Source organism: Acidovorax lacteus (assembly GCF_039540375.1).
Taxonomy (GTDB): Bacteria; Pseudomonadota; Gammaproteobacteria; order Burkholderiales; family Burkholderiaceae_C; genus Acidovorax_G; species Acidovorax_G lacteus.
Map to the genome: position 1 here is coordinate 133,183 of NZ_BAABEX010000007.1, position 15,715 is coordinate 148,897.

The window sequence follows — 15,715 nt, forward strand, 5'->3', positions numbered from 1 at the left end:
GCCTCGCGTAAGCCTGGGCTGCTGCACCCTGTCCCGCTGGTGCTTTGGCTGCCAGTGCCGCCGTCTGCATGCCGGGTTCTGAGTCGAGGTGGACGGTCTTTTGGGCTGCCTGTGCTTTCAAATCAAGCACGAGCAGCTATTACTTTGATAGCAATTGATCTGCGCATGTCGGCGCAGGTGTTGGATGCGGCGGATGCTGGGGCCGCGCGGCCACCGTGCCCACATTCAGGTCTTGGGCGCTGTGCGCGGCGCCTTCTCGGCGATGTGCGGCTTTGCGGGCGTCGGCGCTGGCAGCGGCCGGTGGCTCCGCACAAAGCGCATGAAGTCGTCTGCGGGCAACGGGCGGCTGAGCAAGTATCCCTGGGCCTCATCGCAGCCTTGCTCGCGCAAAAAGGCCATCTGCCCCTCGGTTTCCACGCCTTCGGCCGTGGTCTGCATGCCCAGTGCCTGTGCCATGCGGACGATGGCGCTGACGATGGCGCGGTCGTTGGCGTCCTCGTCCAGATCGCGCACAAAGCTCTGGTCGATTTTGAGCTTGGAGATCTGGAATCGCTTGAGATAGCTCAGCGACGAATAGCCCGTGCCGAAGTCGTCCATGGAGAGGCGGATGCCGCGCGCATGCAGACGCTCCATGATCGTCAGTGCGTGGGCTGGATCGTCCACCGCCGCACCTTCGGTCAGCTCCAGCTCGAGCCGCCATGGCGGTAGCTGCGCCTCTTCGAGGCAGCGGTCGACCAGCTCGGCGAGCTGTGGATGCCGGAACTGCACAGCCGAGAGGTTGACCGATACCGACTGCACATCCAGCCCCGCGTCCAGCCAGGCCCTTGCGTCGCGGCACGCCGTGCGCAGCACCCATTCGCCAATCCCCACAATGAGCCCGCTGCTTTCAGCCACCGGAATGAACTCTGCCGGCGATACCCAGCCCCATTCCGGATGTTGCCAGCGCAGCAGCGCCTCGGCGCCGACGATGCGGCGCTCGCGCAGCTCGACCTGGGGCTGGTAGTGCAGTGAAAGCTGGCCGCGCTCGATGGCACGGCGCAGCGCGTTCTCGATCTGCAGGGTGCGGGCCGACCGCGCCTCGATTTCGGCCGTGAAGAAGGCGAAGCGGTTGCGCCCGCTCTGCTTGGCGCGGTACATGGCCGCGTCGGCGCGCTGGTAGAGCATGTCAAAGCTGTCGCCGTCGTTCGGAAACAGCGCGATCCCGATGGTGGAAGTCGTCGTGAGCTCGTAGGGCTGCAGTTGCACGGGCTCGGCAATGGCCTGCAGTACGCGGTTGGCAATGACGGCGGCCTCTTGTGCGCTGGCCTGCGGCACCAACAGCACGAACTCGTCGCCCCCCAGCCGTGACACCGTCATACCTGCCGGCGGGATGGACTGCAGCCGTTGGGCAATGGCCACCAGCAGCGCATCGCCTGTGCGGTGGCCCAGGGAGTCATTGACGTTTTTGAAGTGGTCCAGGTCCACAAACAACAGGGCCAGCGTGCCGCCCTGGGCCTCGCACTCGCGAATGGCGTTGCCCACCCGCTCGGCCAGCAGGGCGCGGCTGGGCAGGTTGGTGAGGTGGTCGTAGTGCGCCAGGTGCTCGATGCGCGCCTGCGTCTCACGCAGTTGCGTGATGTCGCGCAGCAGCAGGATGGACGAAACGATCTCGCCGCTGTCCGGATGCCGGACATGGCTCACCGACAGCCACTGGGGGTAGGTCGATCCGTCCTTGCGCCGGCCCAGGGTCTCGCCTTCCCAGTGCTGGCTCTCCGGACCAACCAGCCAGGGCAGCGAAGCACCGGCGGGGTGGCCCGCATCGGCCAGTGCATCCACGGGTTTGCCCAAGACTTCGTGCGGTGCGTAGCCGCTCATGTGCGAGAAGGCGAGGTTGGTGCGCACGACCCGCCGCTGTCCGTCCGCGATCACGATGGCTTCGCTGCTTTGGTCGAATACCTGCGAGGCCAGGCGCATATCGGCCTGCGCTGCCTCTCGATCGGAGACATTGCGCGCCAGCGCAATGAACCGCAGCGTGCCATCGCTGTGTGCTGCGCTCTGGTGCAACGAGATCGACAGCTCCATGCGCAGCGGCCTGTCGCTCGTGCCGGGCCAGTCCAGCACCACGCCGGTGGACTGGCCCAGCGCCGCGGCCTGATCGAGCGCCACGCGCAGCAGCGCGGCCGACTCGGAGGGCAGGGTTTCCATCAGCGTGGCGGCAGAACCTGCTGCCGACAGGGGGGCCACCAGCGCCAGCGCTTGACGACCATGCAGCGCGAGCACGTGTCCCTTGCTGTCCAGCTCGATCAGGGCGTCGGGGATGGCGTCTATCACCGCCCGCAGCTGCGATTGCGTGCTGCGAATCTCGGCGGTCTGGCGCGACACCTCGGCTGCGAGTCCCCGCTCCTGGTGGCGCAGCCGCAAAAGCGTGTGGACCAGATAAGCCATGAGCGCGGCAAACAGCAGGCCCATGACGACACGTACACCGAGCACCCCACCTGAGCCCCAGCCCGACAGCGGTTCCACGCTCAGATACCACCGGCCGTTGGGCAGGTCCAGCGCGTGGGTCACGGCATCTTCGCCCAGGGCGGTGGGCGAGCCGCTGATCGACTGGATGCCCGCACCGCCGGGCAGGTCGCGCCATAGGCGGTACCGGTATCCGCGTTCGGGCAACTGGGACACACGGGCCGCGTCCAGCAGCGCAGGCAGCCGAATGGTCACATACGTGAGACCCCAGAAGTACTGTGTGCCTTTGGCATCAAACAGGTACACCGGATGGCGCCCTACCACGCCCAGGCCGCCTTGCACCAACTCCAGGGGCCCTGCCAGCGTGAGCTGGCGGCTATCACGCGCACGCCGGGCGTCAGGTCCCTGGCGGGGGTCATTGATCTGGTCGAAGCCAATCAGGCTTTCGTTGCCGACTTCTGGCACGACGTAGCGCACCACACCGTTGGGCGACAAACCCATGGCTGCGATGCCTGGATACAGAGGCAGCAACTGCTCGCCAATCTCCTGGAACTTGTCCACGCGGCCATTGCCCTCACGCACCAGCGCCACCAGCACGTTGTTGGCTGAGAGCGCCAGCTCCAGTCCGCGCAGCAGCGCATTGGCATGGTCCGCAGCCACCTGCAAGGCCTGCACGCGCCGCTGATTCCGCTCCTGGTGCTCCAGGGTCGCAATCAAAGCCACTGCGGCGGCCAATGCCACGACGAACACGCCCAACGCCGCGAGCCATCGCGAGCGGGCAGGGGCGTTGTGGGTGGCGTAAGGCACGGACAGAGAGGTGGTGCGAACCATTATGCAAGCCGCCGATGCAAATGCACACCTTCTTTTGCGCGCCTGCGGCAGGGGGCTTCAAGGCAGCAGGTTGCAGGCGTCATCAGGGCGTCACGGCTTCGACATGGGGCCGTCATGGGCGGTGCCCACACTGCGGGGCATCCATCCTTGCGGAGCGTGATCCGATGAACGAACTGCCCAACCCTACGCTGCCTCTGTCGCCCCTCGCGCTTCCTCGGGGGTCGCTTCATCCATCGCCTCTGGACAGCAGCCCGATGGCGCTGGTGGGGACAGCCGGTCCCCGGATCGAGGTGAGCTGGGCACGGCATCTGGACGAAGTGCGAGCAGCCCAGCGCCTGCGGTATGCCGTGTTTGCGGGAGAGATGGGTGCCCGGCTGTCCACCGCAGTGCCCGGGCACGACGTGGACCTCTTTGACGACTACTGCGAGCACTTGATCGTGCGCGACGGCCGCAGTGCCGAGGTGATTGGCACCTATCGGGTGCTGACGCCCGCGCAGGCCAAGCGGGTGGGCGGCACCTACAGTGACACCGAGTTTGATCTCACGCGCCTGCGGGGCCTGCGCGAGCGCATGGTGGAGCTGGGCCGCAGCTGCGTGCACCCCGATCACCGGCAGGGCGCCGTGATCATGGCGCTGTGGGGCGCACTGGCGGACTTCATGGTGCGCAATGGCCTGGACACGATGATCGGCTGCGCGAGCATTCCGATGCTGCACAACGGCATTGTCTCGGGCGAGGCGGCGGCCAGCATCTGGGCCCAGTTGCGCGAGACCCATCTCGCGCCCATCGAGCACCGGGTGCTGCCGCGGCTGCCGCTGCCGGTCGAGCAGCTCGAGGGGAATCTGGCGGTGGAGCCCCCGGCGCTCATCAAGGGCTACCTGCGGCTGGGTGCCCGCATTCTGGGAGCGCCGGCCTGGGACCCCGACTTCAATACGGCCGACCTGCCCATGCTGATGCGCCTGGGCGAACTGCACCCCCGCTACCGTCGTCACTTTCTGGGCCGCTGAACGGCTCTGCAGCCAGGGCTGACCCGGACCCTGGCCGCTCTTGTCTTCGATGTCAGTCATGTGGCAGTGTGGCAGCCTGTCACGCAGCCGTCATATGGCGGCCGGATACTGCACCCATGCCCGTTCGTACCTGTTGGTGAGTCCCGTGTTCCCTGTGCCCTCCCAAGCCTCGCCGCAGCCACCGGGCCAACGCAGTGCTGCGTCTGCTGCAGACGACGCCTCGGCGCTCACACTGCTGGACCGCGACCATGCCATTCTGGCGTTCAACGAGCGCGTCTTCGACTGGGCGCGCCGCGAAGACGTGCCATTGCTCGAGCGCCTGCGCTATCTGTGCATCGTGTCGTCCAACCTCGACGAGTTTTTCGAGGTACGCGCCGCGCCCCACATCACCGCCGCGCGCAACGGAGACACCAGCGGCCCGTACACCGTTGCGTCCTTCCATTCGCTGGCTGCGCATGCGCACCAGATCGTCGCTCAGCAGTACGCGCTCTACAACGACGCTTTGGTGCCCGCCTTCGCAGCGCAGGGCATCCGCATCGTGGCCCATGGCGAGCGCTCTGCGGCGCAGCGCCGGTGGGTGCAGCAGTATTTCCGGCGCGAAGTACAGCCGCTGCTGATCCCGGTCGGACTGGACCCAGCCCACCCGTTTCCGCAGGTGGCCAACAAGTCTCTGAACTTCATCGTGCGTCTGCACGGGCACGACGCGTTCGGGCGCGAAAACGAGGTGGCCATTGTCAAGGTGCCACGGGCGTTGCCGCGACTCATCCGCATGCCTGCGACGGTTGCGGGCGGTCAGGCGGCCTTCGTGAGCCTGTCCAGCGTGATCCGTGCGCACTTGCACGAGCTGTTTCCGGGGCGGCAGGTCACCGAGTTCTCCCAGTTCCGGGTCACGCGGCACTCTGATCTGGCGCTGGACGAAGAAGATGTGCGCAACCTGCGCACCGCCTTGCGCCAGGGCCTGCAGCAGCGCCACTACGGGCAGGCGGTGCGGCTGGAGGTCTCGGCCGGGTGCTCGGAGTTCCTGGCCGATTTTCTGCTGCGTCAGTTTGCCCTGCCTGCCCAGGCGCTCTACCGCGTGCACGGCCCGGTCAATCTGGTGCGCCTGATCCAGCTGATCGACCTGGTGGACGCACCACAGCTGCTCTTTTCGCCCTGGAAGCCCGCCTGGCCCCGCCAGTTGGCGGCCTCCCGCCCGATCCTGGAGCAGCTGCGCGAGCGCGACGTCCTGATCCACCAGCCCTTCGAGAGCTTTGACGGCCTGATCGCCTTTTTGCGCGAAGCGGTGCACGACCCCGATGTGCTGGCCATCAAGCAGACCATCTACCGCATCGGCGCGGACACCCAGATCATGGACCTGCTGACCGAGGCGGTGCGCCGCGGCAAGGAGGTCATGGCGGTGGTGGAGCTGAAGGCGCGTTTCGACGAAGAGGCCAACATCAACTGGGCCGAAGCGCTGGAAGCCGTGGGCGCGCAGGTGGTGTATGGCGTGGTGGGCCTCAAGACGCACGCCAAGATGCTGCTCGTGACCCGCCGCGAAGGCCGCAGGCTGCGGCGGTACGGCCACCTGTCTACCGGCAACTACAACGCGCGCACGGCCCGCGTGTATACCGATCTGAGCTACCTCACGGCCGACGAAGCCATGACCGCCGACATGGACGGCGTGTTCAATCATCTGGCCAGCCAGAACCGCCCGCCGCGCCTGCAGCGCCTGCTGCTGGCGCCGTTCCATCTGCACCGGCGCATGATCGAGAAGATCGAGCAGGTCTCGCAGGCGGCCCAGCGCGGGCAGTCCGCGCGCATTGTGGCCAAGATGAATGCGTTGACCGACGAGGCGCTGATCCGCGCCCTGATCCGGGCGGGACAGCGTGGCGTCGAGATCGATCTCATCGTGCGCGGTGCCTGCATGTTGCCGGCCCAGCGGCCGGGCCAGACCGAGCGCATCCGGGTGCGTTCGGTGATCGGCCGCTTCCTGGAGCACACCCGGGTGTTTTACTTCCGGGCGGGCGAGCAGGAAGACCTGTACCTGTCGAGCGCCGACTGGATGAACCGCAACATGATGCGGCGCGTTGAACTGGCCTGGCCGGTGGAGAGCCCGGCGCTGCGCCAGCAGATCATCGACGAGTGCCTGGTGGCCTACCTGCACGACGACCGCGACGCCTGGACCTTGCAGGCCGACGGCACCTACCGCGCGCCCGCGCGCCCAGGCGATGGCCTGGGGGCCCAGCGCGCACTGACACAACGCTACGAGGCACCGCCCGGCGCAGCGCCTCGCACCAGCACGGGGGAGCGCTGATGGACCTGATTCTGTGGCGCCATGCCGAGGCGCATCCGGGCCTGGAAGAGGGCGACGACCTGGAGCGCGCCCTGACGCCGCGCGGTGAAAAGCAGGCCCTGCGCATGGCCGGCTGGCTCGATCGGCAGTTGCCCGAAGGGCTGCGCGTGCTGGCCAGTCCGGCGCGTCGCACCGTCCAGACGGCCGAGGCCTTGGGCCGCAAGTTCAAGCTGCGGGCCGAGCTGCTGCCCGATGGTACGCCAGACGATCTGCTGGAGCTGGTGCAATGGCCCCAGGGGCGCGGTGCCGTGCTGGTGGTCGGGCACCAGCCGCTGCTGGGCCGTGTGGTGGCGCAATTGATGGGCCTGCCCGGTGGCGAGTGCGCGGTGCGCAAGGGCTCGGTGTGGTGGCTACGCCAGCGCCAGCGGCTGGACCAGCCGCAGACGGTGCTGGTCACCGTACAGACGCCTGAATTGCTCTGAGTGGGCGCCCGGCGCCGCGGGTGCCGCCGCTGCGACCGATCGGCAGGGCTGGGCGTGCTGTGCGGTGGCGTGCGTCGCCAGCGTTGCAGCGGGCGCGTGCCTTGGGCGGCCATTCATGCCCTGGCTCCGAGCCGTCGCTGCCGGTCGCGGCCGCATGCCACGGCATGGTGAGGCTATGCATTATTTTGGCTGCTCGTGCTTATGAATCAAGCACAAGCAGCTCACATTTTGATAGCAAAAGGGCTGACGGATGGCCCACGCTTTGCGGGCCTCCGTTGCGGGCTCGTTGCTGCGAGCGCATCGAGCGACACGCTTACCGGCAGCTGCGCATGTGCAGCCTGGGTCCGTGGTGGACGGCGCACCGGAGGCGCCGCGTTCAGGAGGCCTTGGCGGTGGATTTGCGGCCTGCCGCCTTGTCGGCTGCGGATGCCGGTGCGGGCGCGGCAACGGGTGCAGTAGCGGGTGCTGTCGCAGGTGTCGCCACCTCGGACGTGGCCTGGGGCTTGGCCTTTGGCTTGCGCTTGCCCGCGCTGTCGGATGGTGCTGCGGTTGCGGCTTGCACGGCGGGCGATGCTTTGGCAGCCGCGCGTGGCGCGCTGTGCTCGGTCTTGGCGGTCTTGGCTGGTTTGGCGGCTTTCTCGCTCTTGACCTTGGGACTTGCCTTGGCCGAGGGTGCGGCACGTGCAGGCGTTGGCTTGGCGGCTTCCGGTTGCTTGGGGCGTCCGGTCTTGAGCGGTGGCACAGCGGCCAGTGCCTTGTCCAGCGCGGTGTCGTCCAACTGGGTGAGCAGCAGTAGGCCCGCCCGCAGCACCTCGCTCTTTTTCACGCTGCGTCCGGCCGCCAAGGCGCGGCCCTTGAGGCTGTCGATCGCCGCATATTCGGTCTTGGGAATGGTGAAGCTGTCCCGGACGAGTTTGGGCTTCTTGCCAGCGCCGGTGGGCGCTTCGGCCGGGGATTGAACAGCAGGGGGCGCAGAGCGCTTGGAGGCGGAGGATGCCATGGATGAACTCCTTGCAACGGTATAAACGATTTATACCGTTTATTGGTACATCACTCCAGTGCGGCCTTGAACTCCCAGGGGGTTTTTTGCCAGGCCACGGCCTCTTCCTGCAGCAGATGTGCCGATTGCGGATAGCGTTGGGCCCAGCCCTTCGGCAAATGCAGCACGAACAGCGCTCCTTGCTGCTGAAGCTGCAGTCCGGTGGTGTCGGGGTCGCGGCGCGCGTGGCACAGCAGCACTGCAAGGCGCAGGCAGAGCAGTTGCAGCGCAAAAGACGGGTCGTCCGTCGCCGTGCCCAACTTGCGCACCTTGCCGCGTTGCCCCAGCACCAGCAGGCTCAGCTGGTGCAGCTCCGGCAGGGCAAAACCGGCGGCGTCGGTGTGGTCGAGGATGTAGGCCCCGTGGCGGTGGTAGTCGCTGTGCGAGATACGGGAGCCAATCTCGTGCAATCGGGCCGCCCAGCCGAGCTTGCGCGCCCGGCGCTCGCTGCCGGCTGCCGCCGCCTGGTGGAACAGGTGCAACGCGGTCACCGCCACGCGCTCGGCTTGCTGCGCATCGACGCTGAAGCGGGCCATGAGGCCTTGCACCGTGGCGCCACGCAGGTCAGTGCTTGGCTGCTCACGGTCCAGCAGGTCGTACAGCGCGCCTTGGCGCAGCGCCCCCTGGGCCACCTGCATTTCCTTCAGGTCCAGCAGATCGAACACTGCGCGCAGCACGCTCACCCCGCCGCCGATGACGGCGCGGCGGTCTTCCTTGAGGCCTTCCAGCCGCACGCGGTCGGCAGATCCGGCCCGCAGCAGCCGCGCGTAGAGGTCGTCCAGTCCGGCGCGCTCGATCACACCCGCGGGTCCGCCCAGGGACGCCAGAATGTCGCCGACGGCACCCGCGGTGCCCGACGATCCGTAGGCCACATCCCAGTCACCCGGTCTGAACAGCGACAGTGCCTCGTCCATGACGGCCAGGGCAGCAACCTCTGCCGCGCGGAAGGCCTCTGCCGTGAATTGGCCTGTGGGGAAGTAACGCCCCGACCAGGCCACACTGCCCACGCGGTACGAAGCGACCGCCTCAGACTGGAACTGCCGGCCCAGAATGATTTCTGTCGAGCGCCCGCCAATGTCCACCACCAGGCGGCGCTCGTCCGACTGCGGCAGCAGGTGCGCGACGCCCTGGTAGATCAAGCGGGCTTCCTCCAGCCCTGACACCACATCGATCGGGTAGCCCAGGACTTCGCTGCCTCGGGACAGGAATTCCTCCCGGTTGCGGGCTTCGCGCAGGGTTTGGGTGGCTACGGCGCGGACCTGCGCGCGCGGAAAACCGGCCAGCCTCTCCCCGAATCGCGCCAGACAGGCCCAGCCGCGTTCCATGGCTTCGCGCGACAGATTGCGATCGGCGTCCAGGCCACTGCCCTGGCGCACGGTTTCTTTCAGGTATTCAACGCGGGCGATGTGGCCGTGGTCGTAGCGGCCGATTTCGAGTCGGAAGCTGTTGGATCCGAGATCCACAGCCGCAAGCAGAGTGCCGTTTTGCATGGATGGGCGCCGCCGCGGGCGCGAGAGAAGATGCGCAGATTGCGCGGCAGCATAGCACCGGGCTGCCCCGAAGGGCAGACGCGGCGTCTCAACCGACGATGCGTGCGTCGGCCGTGAGCATGGCCTGCGTGACCAGGGCTCCCTGGCGCCGGCGACCCTCATAGCTGATGGCATAGCCACCCAGATCCATGGGGGCGCGCCGTTGCAAGGCCGCCAGTACGCTGGAGCGCGTCCAGGGGGCGGGCAGCGCCTGCAGGATTTCAGCCATGTAGCGGGCGGCAATGAAGCCGGCCAGGCCTTGGGGTGACGGCGGTTCGTCGTACAGACGCGACAGGGTCTCGCGGTACGCGCGCACGATGGGCACACCGGCCGTCGTCATGGGCACCGGCTGGGTGGCAATCACCGACGCACTTTTGGGCACGCCGCCCAGCTGGGCAAAGACTTGCAGGTTCACGTCGGCCAGCGCGACCACATAGCACTGCCGCCCCGGGGGCAGGCGCAATTGCTGCACAAACGCATGCAGTTCGGGGGTGCCGCCGACGAAGAGCACGATCGGCGGCGTAGATTCGGGCGTGACGGCCTGCACCGTCAGTTGCAGGGCTTTCGCGGCAGCGAGCACCTGGTCCTGCGTCGCCTGGCGGGCCATGGCCGAGGCATACGCCACGCCGAACTGGCGCACCCCCATCGAAGAGAGTCCACGCAGGGCGTGCAGGACCTGTGCCTCGTGGGTGGCAAAAATGTCGAACACGGCGTCCACCGGATGCTGGGTGGGCGCCTGGTGCATCCAGGGTGCCACGATGGGCAGGGGTGTCTTCGCGTCCGACCGGGCTTGCAGCGCCAGCAGCGCCTGGGAGGCCGGGTGCCCCACGCAGCCACACACGGCCACGCAGGCGCTGTCTTGTTCCAGCCGCGCCCAAGCGGCCTGCAGGCTGGCCGCAGAGCCATCCACCTCCAGGGTCAGGTGCTGCACGGACCGGCCCCCGAGCCCGCCGCGTGCGGCCGCGTCTTGCCAGGCTGCCCGCGAGCCCACCACAAAATCCCGGCTCACGTCCTGCTGCGCGGCCGAAATGTCGACGATCTGGCCCACCACGGCCACCTTGTCGCCGCCTCGGGTGCGGCTGCCGGAAGCAGGAGCGCTGGTAGGCTGGGACAGCACTCCCAGTGGTGCACAGGAGGCCGCCAGGGCTAGGCCAGTGCCTCGCAGCAACGTCCGACGACGAGGGTGAAACGAGCGCAAAGCGTTTGCGGTGGGCTGGCTCACGGAGAGTCCTTTCAGCGCTTGGGCGGCATCAGAACGCGGTCAATGGTGTGGATCACGCCATCGGTGGCCACCAGATCGGCCTGCTGCACCATGGCGTCTTCGACGGTGACGAAGGTGCCTGCACGCGACAGGGCCAGATTCGCGCCCTGCAGCGTCTTGGCATTTCCAGGCTTCACGTCCGCAGCCAGGACGCGGCCCGGCACGATGTGGTAGCTCAGCACAGCACGCAGTTGGGTTTTGTCGGCTTGCAGATCGGCCAGCGTCTTGGCAGGTACGGCCTTGAAGGCAGCATCGCTGGGAGCAAACACGGTGTAGGGGCCGCCCGTCTTCAGGGTCTCCGCCAGTCCGGACTGGGTCAGCAACTGGTGGAAGGTGGTCAGTTCAGGGCTGCGGGCAGCGGTGGCCGCCAGCGGCTGGGGGGCGGGTGCAACGCTGGCGCATCCGACCAGCAGAGCCATGGAGGTGGTCAGCGCCAAGGCTGCCAGGGTGGAACGGTAGGGCATGGTTTCTCCGGAATGACAGCCGACTCATGTCGGTGGCCGGAGCCTAAGGCGGTGAAGTGACAGGTTGGTGACAGCGCCAGCCACCGTATCGCGTAGCCGAAGGTGTGTGACGGCTCCGGAAAATGTCACGACAATGTCATATTGCATCCCTAGAGTGCAGGCATCCCAACTCCTTGATGTGTAGAGGAATGTCCATGAAGCGGTCTGCAATTCGAGTTCTGGTGGCTGGCGCAATGGCGCTTGGCGGTGTATCCGGCGCTGTGGCGCAGCAAGAGGTGACAGGTGCGGGCGCTACGTTCCCGGCACCGCTGTATGCCAAGTGGGCGGCCGACTACAACAAGGCCACCGGTGTGCGCGTGAACTACCAATCCGTGGGTTCCGGCGCAGGGCTGCGCCAGATTGAGGCCAAGACGGTGGCTTTCGGTGCCTCCGACATGCCGCTCAAGGACGAAGATCTGGAAAAGAAGGGTCTGGTGCAGTTCCCCACCGTGATTGGTGGCGTGGTGCCTGTGGTGAACATCAAGGGCATTGCACCCGGACAACTGCGCCTGAACGGGCAGGTGCTGGGTGACATCTACCTGGGCAAGATCACGAAGTGGAATGACCCGGCCCTGCAGGCCATCAACCCGGGCGTTCCGCTGCCGGATGCTGCGATTGCGCCTGTTCGCCGCGCCGATGGCTCCGGCACCACCTTCATTTTCACGAATTACCTCTCCAAGGTGAACGCTGAGTGGAAGGCCAAGGTGGGTGAGGGCACGGCGGTGAATTGGCCGACCGGTGCCGGTGGCAAGGGCAATGAAGGCGTGGCGGCGTTCGTAGGTCGCCTGCCCAACTCGATTGGCTATGTCGAGTACGCCTATGTGAAGCAGAACAAGATGACCTACGCGTTGATGCAGAACGCTGCAGGCAACTTTGTGACGCCGGATGATGAAGCCTTCAAGGCTGCGGCCGCGGGTGCCGTGTGGCCCAAGAGTTTCCACCTGATCCTGACCAACCAGCCCGGCGCTGGCACCTGGCCGATCACCAACCCGACATTCATCCTGATGCACAAGGTGCAGGACAAGCCGGCCGAGGCGGCCACCGCACTGAAGTTCTTTGACTGGGTCTACAAGAACGGCGACAAGACGGCCGCGGACCTGGACTACGTGGCCATGCCGGCCAACGTCAAGGACATGATTTACAAGTCGTGGGCCGACATCAAAGACACCAGCGGCAAGCCGATTGCGTTCCGTTGATTGACTGAGCGGATGGGGCATGTCCGGACATGCCCCATCTTCTGTTTGTTTGAGAGGGGGGTTTCGTGTCCACCACACTACCAGTTCCACCCACGGCGCCGGCCGAGGCGATCCGTTCGCAGCAGGGCTCCACGCCTCCACGGCGTGGCGGTCTTATTTCAGGCGTGATCGCTGACCGGATCTTCGCGTGGCTCGCGCGGGGCGCGGCCATCCTGACCCTGCTGCTGCTGTTGGGAATTCTGGCCTCGCTGGTGGTGGGGGCGTGGCCCTCCATCGCCCAGTACGGGCTCAGCTTTGTGACCCGTAGCGTCTGGGACCCCGTGCAGGACGAGTACGGCGGCCTGGTCATGATCTACGGCACGATTGCGACCTCCCTGATCGCCCTGGTGATCGCAGTGCCCGTGAGCTTCGGGATTGCGCTGTTTTTGACCGAGTTGTCGCCAGCATGGCTCAAGCGCCCGCTGGGGACGGCCATTGAACTGTTGGCTGCAGTGCCCTCCATCGTGTACGGCATGTGGGGCCTGATGGTGTTTGGCCCTCTGCTGGCGCAGTACGTCCAGCAGCCGCTGCAGCAGCTCTTCTCGGACGTGCCTTATGTCGGAGCGCTGGTGTCCGGGCCTCCTGTCGGGATCGGCATTCTGTCGGCGGGCATCATCCTGGCCATCATGGTCATCCCGTTCATCGCCTCTGTGATGCGCGATGTGTTCGAGGTCACGCCGGCCCTGTTGAAAGAGTCTGCCTACGGTCTGGGTGCCACCACCTGGGAGGTGGTCTGGAAGGTGGTGCTGCCCTACACCAAGACGGGCGTACTGGGCGGCATCATGCTCGGTTTGGGTCGTGCCCTGGGCGAAACCATGGCGGTGACCTTCGTCATCGGAAACATGAACCAACTCGACTCACTGTCCTTGTTCGAGGCGGCCAACAGCATTACGTCGGCGCTCGCCAACGAATTTGCAGAGGCGGGCGAAGGGCTGCATCAGGCCTCCCTGATCTATCTGGGGCTCGTGCTGTTCTTCATCACCTTTGTGGTGTTGTCACTGTCCAAGCTGCTGCTTTCTCAGCTGCGCAAGGGTGAAGGAGCGCGCACATGAGTACCGCAGAACAACTGGTGCGCGCAGCCGACCAAGCGCGCGAGCGGCAGGCCATGTACCTGCGTCGCAAGCGGGTCAACCAAATCGCGCTGGCCTTGTCGCTGGCCGCGATGATGTTCGGTGTGTTCTGGCTCATCTGGATCTTGTGGGAGACCGTGCGTTTGGGCCTGGGTGGATTGAGCGTTGCACTGTTCACACAGACCACGCCGCCCCCGAACGAGGTCGGTGGGATCGGAAACGCCATCCTGGGTTCCGCCGTGATGGTCTTGTTGGCGACGTTCGTCGGCACGCCGATTGGGATCATGGCCGGTGTGTACTTGGCCGAGTACGACCCGCGTGGCTGGCTCGCCTCGACCACGCGTTTTGTGAACGACATCCTGCTGTCGGCCCCCAGCATCGTCATCGGTCTGTTCGTGTATGCCGTGGTGGTGGCCCGTTTCAAGAGCTTTTCGGGGTATGCCGGTGTGGTGGCCTTGGCGTTGATCGTGATCCCGGTGGTGATCCGCACGACCGAAAACATGCTCCTGCTGGTGCCTGCAAGCCTGCGGGAGGCTGCTTATGCGCTGGGTACTCCCAAGTGGAAGGTGATCACGCTGATCACCCTGCGGGCCGCACGGGCCGGGGTGATCACGGGCGTACTGCTCGCGGTGGCCCGCATTGCCGGCGAGACCGCTCCTCTGCTGTTCACGGCACTGAACAACCAGTTCTGGAACACGGATCTCTCCAAGCCCATGGCCAGCTTGCCCGTCACCATTTTCAAGTTTGCGATGAGCCCGTATGAAAACTGGCAACAACTCGCCTGGGCGGGCGTATTCCTGATTACGGTTGCCGTGCTCGGTCTCAACATCCTGGCCCGCGTACTGACGCGCCAGAAGTAACCTGCAAGAAACACCATGCCTTCTACTGTCGCGAAACCTACGGTGCCCGCCAAGATCACGGTGCGGGATCTGAACTTCTACTACGGCAAGTTCCACGCCCTCAAGGGCATCAACCTGGAGATTCCGGAGAACAAGGTCACGGCCTTCATCGGACCTTCTGGCTGTGGAAAGTCTACGCTGCTGCGGACCTTCAATCGCATGTTCGAGCTGTACCCTGAACAGCGTGCAGAGGGCGAGATCGTGCTCGACGGTGAGAATCTGCTGCGCAGCAAGCAGGACGTGGCGCTGGTGCGTGCGAAGGTGGGTATGGTGTTTCAGAAGCCCACGCCGTTTCCCATGTCCATTTACGACAACATTGCCTTCGGTGTGAAGCTGTTCGAAAAGCTCAACGCCACCGATATGGACGAGCGTGTGGAGTGGGCGCTGCGCAAGGCGGCGCTGTGGAACGAAGTGAAGGACAAGCTGCACCAGAGCGGTTCCGGCCTCTCGGGTGGTCAGCAGCAGCGCCTGTGCATCGCGCGCGGCATTGCGATCAAGCCCGAAGTGCTGCTGCTCGACGAGCCCTGTTCTGCGCTGGACCCGATCTCCACGGCGAAGATCGAGGAGCTGATTGCAGAGCTGAAGAACGACTACACGGTCGTGATCGTGACGCACAACATGCAGCAGGCGGCCCGCTGCAGCGACTACACCGCCTACATGTATCTCGGGGATCTGGTCGAGTTCGGCGAGACAGAACAGATGTTCTTCAAGCCGCAGCGCAAGGAAACCGAGGACTACATCACCGGCCGCTTCGGCTGAGGAGACCCCCCATGCCTGATAAACACCTTTCCTCCCAGTTCGACAGCGAACTCAACAACGTATCGGCCCGTGTCATGGAGTTGGGGGGGCTGGTCGAGTCGCAGATCCGCCAGGCCATCCATGCGCTGTCTCAGTTCAGCCTTGAAGCGGTGGAGCAGGTTGCGGCGATTGAGCACCGGGTCAACGCCATGGAGGTCGAAATTGACCACGAACTGGCGTCCATCATTGCGCGCCGTCAGCCGACGGCCCGCGACTTGCGCTTGCTGATGGCGTTCTCCAAAGCGACGGTCAACCTGGAGCGCATGGGCGATGAGGCCAACAAGATGGCGCGCATGGTCAAGTCCATCATCGAAAGCGGCGCAGCGCGCTCCTTGCCCTCCAGCGATCTG

13 protein-coding genes are annotated in these 15,715 nt (G+C 65.8%); 8 read left to right on the forward strand and 5 right to left on the reverse strand.

The genetic code is table 11. The features are described from left to right. Positions 1-225 precede the first annotated feature (225 nt). A complete protein-coding gene (locus tag ABD866_RS04080) occupies positions 226-3,249 on the reverse strand; it encodes a bifunctional diguanylate cyclase/phosphodiesterase (protein ID WP_345061407.1) in 3,024 nt (1,007 codons plus the stop codon). 188 nt (positions 3,250-3,437) lie between these two features. Between ABD866_RS04080 and ABD866_RS04085 the strand changes: the two genes are divergently transcribed. The 3 genes from ABD866_RS04085 (at position 3,438) to ABD866_RS04095 (ending at position 7,031) form a co-directional block, all read left to right on the forward strand. Then, a complete protein-coding gene (locus tag ABD866_RS04085; protein WP_345061409.1) occupies positions 3,438-4,277 on the forward strand; it encodes a GNAT family N-acetyltransferase in 840 nt (279 codons plus the stop codon). A gap of 94 nt (positions 4,278-4,371) precedes the next feature. Then, positions 4,372-6,570, forward strand: coding sequence for a polyphosphate kinase 1 (ppk1, locus tag ABD866_RS04090; RefSeq protein WP_425549541.1), 2,199 nt, complete (start codon positions 4,372-4,374; stop codon positions 6,568-6,570). Beyond that, positions 6,570-7,031 carry a SixA phosphatase family protein gene (locus ABD866_RS04095; RefSeq protein ID WP_345061411.1) on the forward strand — a complete coding sequence of 154 codons (462 nt, stop codon included), beginning with the start codon at positions 6,570-6,572 and terminating at the stop codon, positions 7,029-7,031. Before ppk1 ends, ABD866_RS04095 begins: the two co-directional genes overlap by 1 nt. Positions 7,032-7,407: 376 nt before the next feature. Here ABD866_RS04095 and ABD866_RS04100 read toward each other — a convergent pair whose 3' ends face one another. The 4 genes from ABD866_RS04100 to ABD866_RS04115 all read right to left on the reverse strand — a co-directional run bounded on the left by ABD866_RS04100 (position 7,408) and on the right by ABD866_RS04115 (position 11,324). Continuing rightward, positions 7,408-8,031, reverse strand: a complete 624-nt coding sequence (locus tag ABD866_RS04100; protein ID WP_345061413.1) for a hypothetical protein — start codon at positions 8,029-8,031, stop codon at positions 7,408-7,410. A gap of 50 nt (positions 8,032-8,081) precedes the next feature. Then, entirely contained in the window at positions 8,082-9,560 is a 1,479-nt protein-coding gene (locus ABD866_RS04105; RefSeq protein ID WP_345061415.1) for a Ppx/GppA phosphatase family protein, read from the reverse strand. 88 nt (positions 9,561-9,648) lie between these two features. Then, the gene (locus ABD866_RS04110) at positions 9,649-10,716 is read right to left on the reverse strand and encodes an ABC transporter substrate-binding protein (protein ID WP_345061417.1); all 1,068 of its coding nucleotides are present in this window, start codon (positions 10,714-10,716) and stop codon (positions 9,649-9,651) included. 116 nt (positions 10,717-10,832) lie between these two features. Next, complete coding sequence (locus ABD866_RS04115) at positions 10,833-11,324, reverse strand: fasciclin domain-containing protein (protein WP_345061419.1); 492 nt, start codon at positions 11,322-11,324, stop codon at positions 10,833-10,835. A gap of 194 nt (positions 11,325-11,518) precedes the next feature. On the opposite strand from ABD866_RS04115, the gene pstS reads away from it, so the two are divergent. The 5 genes from pstS to ABD866_RS04140 form a co-directional block, all read left to right on the forward strand. Further along, entirely contained in the window at positions 11,519-12,559 is a 1,041-nt protein-coding gene (pstS, locus tag ABD866_RS04120) for a phosphate ABC transporter substrate-binding protein PstS (protein WP_345061421.1), read from the forward strand. Positions 12,560-12,726: 167 nt separating this feature from the next. After that, positions 12,727-13,650: a phosphate ABC transporter permease PstC gene (gene pstC / locus ABD866_RS04125; protein ID WP_345062480.1), complete on the forward strand. Its 924-nt coding sequence runs from the start codon at positions 12,727-12,729 to the stop codon at positions 13,648-13,650. Continuing rightward, complete coding sequence (pstA, locus tag ABD866_RS04130; RefSeq protein WP_345061423.1) at positions 13,647-14,528, forward strand: phosphate ABC transporter permease PstA; 882 nt, start codon at positions 13,647-13,649, stop codon at positions 14,526-14,528. The genes pstC and pstA overlap by 4 nt, the downstream gene beginning before the upstream one ends. A gap of 15 nt (positions 14,529-14,543) precedes the next feature. Further along, a complete protein-coding gene (gene pstB, locus ABD866_RS04135; RefSeq protein ID WP_345061425.1) occupies positions 14,544-15,326 on the forward strand; it encodes a phosphate ABC transporter ATP-binding protein PstB in 783 nt (260 codons plus the stop codon). An 11-nt stretch (positions 15,327-15,337) separates the two neighbouring features. Continuing rightward, positions 15,338-15,715, forward strand: a 378-nt coding sequence (locus ABD866_RS04140) for a PhoU domain-containing protein (protein ID WP_345061427.1), incomplete at its 3' end; no start/stop codon positions are given.

Excerpts from the sequence above, each read along its gene's own strand:
- ABD866_RS04095 (WP_345061411.1), top strand. The coding sequence starts at position 6,570 with ATGGACCTGATTCTGTGGCGCCATGCCGAGGCGCATCCGGGCCTGGAA.
- ABD866_RS04105 (WP_345061415.1), bottom strand. The coding sequence starts at position 9,560 with ATGCAAAACGGCACTCTGCTTGCGGCTGTGGATCTCGGATCCAACAGC.
- ABD866_RS04115 (WP_345061419.1), bottom strand. The coding sequence starts at position 11,324 with ATGCCCTACCGTTCCACCCTGGCAGCCTTGGCGCTGACCACCTCCATG.
- ppk1 (WP_425549541.1), top strand. The coding sequence starts at position 4,372 with ATGGCGGCCGGATACTGCACCCATGCCCGTTCGTACCTGTTGGTGAGT.
- pstS (WP_345061421.1), top strand. The coding sequence starts at position 11,519 with ATGAAGCGGTCTGCAATTCGAGTTCTGGTGGCTGGCGCAATGGCGCTT.
- ABD866_RS04100 (WP_345061413.1), bottom strand. The coding sequence starts at position 8,031 with ATGGCATCCTCCGCCTCCAAGCGCTCTGCGCCCCCTGCTGTTCAATCC.
- pstB (WP_345061425.1), top strand. The coding sequence starts at position 14,544 with ATGCCTTCTACTGTCGCGAAACCTACGGTGCCCGCCAAGATCACGGTG.
- pstA (WP_345061423.1), top strand. The coding sequence starts at position 13,647 with ATGAGTACCGCAGAACAACTGGTGCGCGCAGCCGACCAAGCGCGCGAG.
- ABD866_RS04085 (WP_345061409.1), top strand. The coding sequence starts at position 3,438 with ATGAACGAACTGCCCAACCCTACGCTGCCTCTGTCGCCCCTCGCGCTT.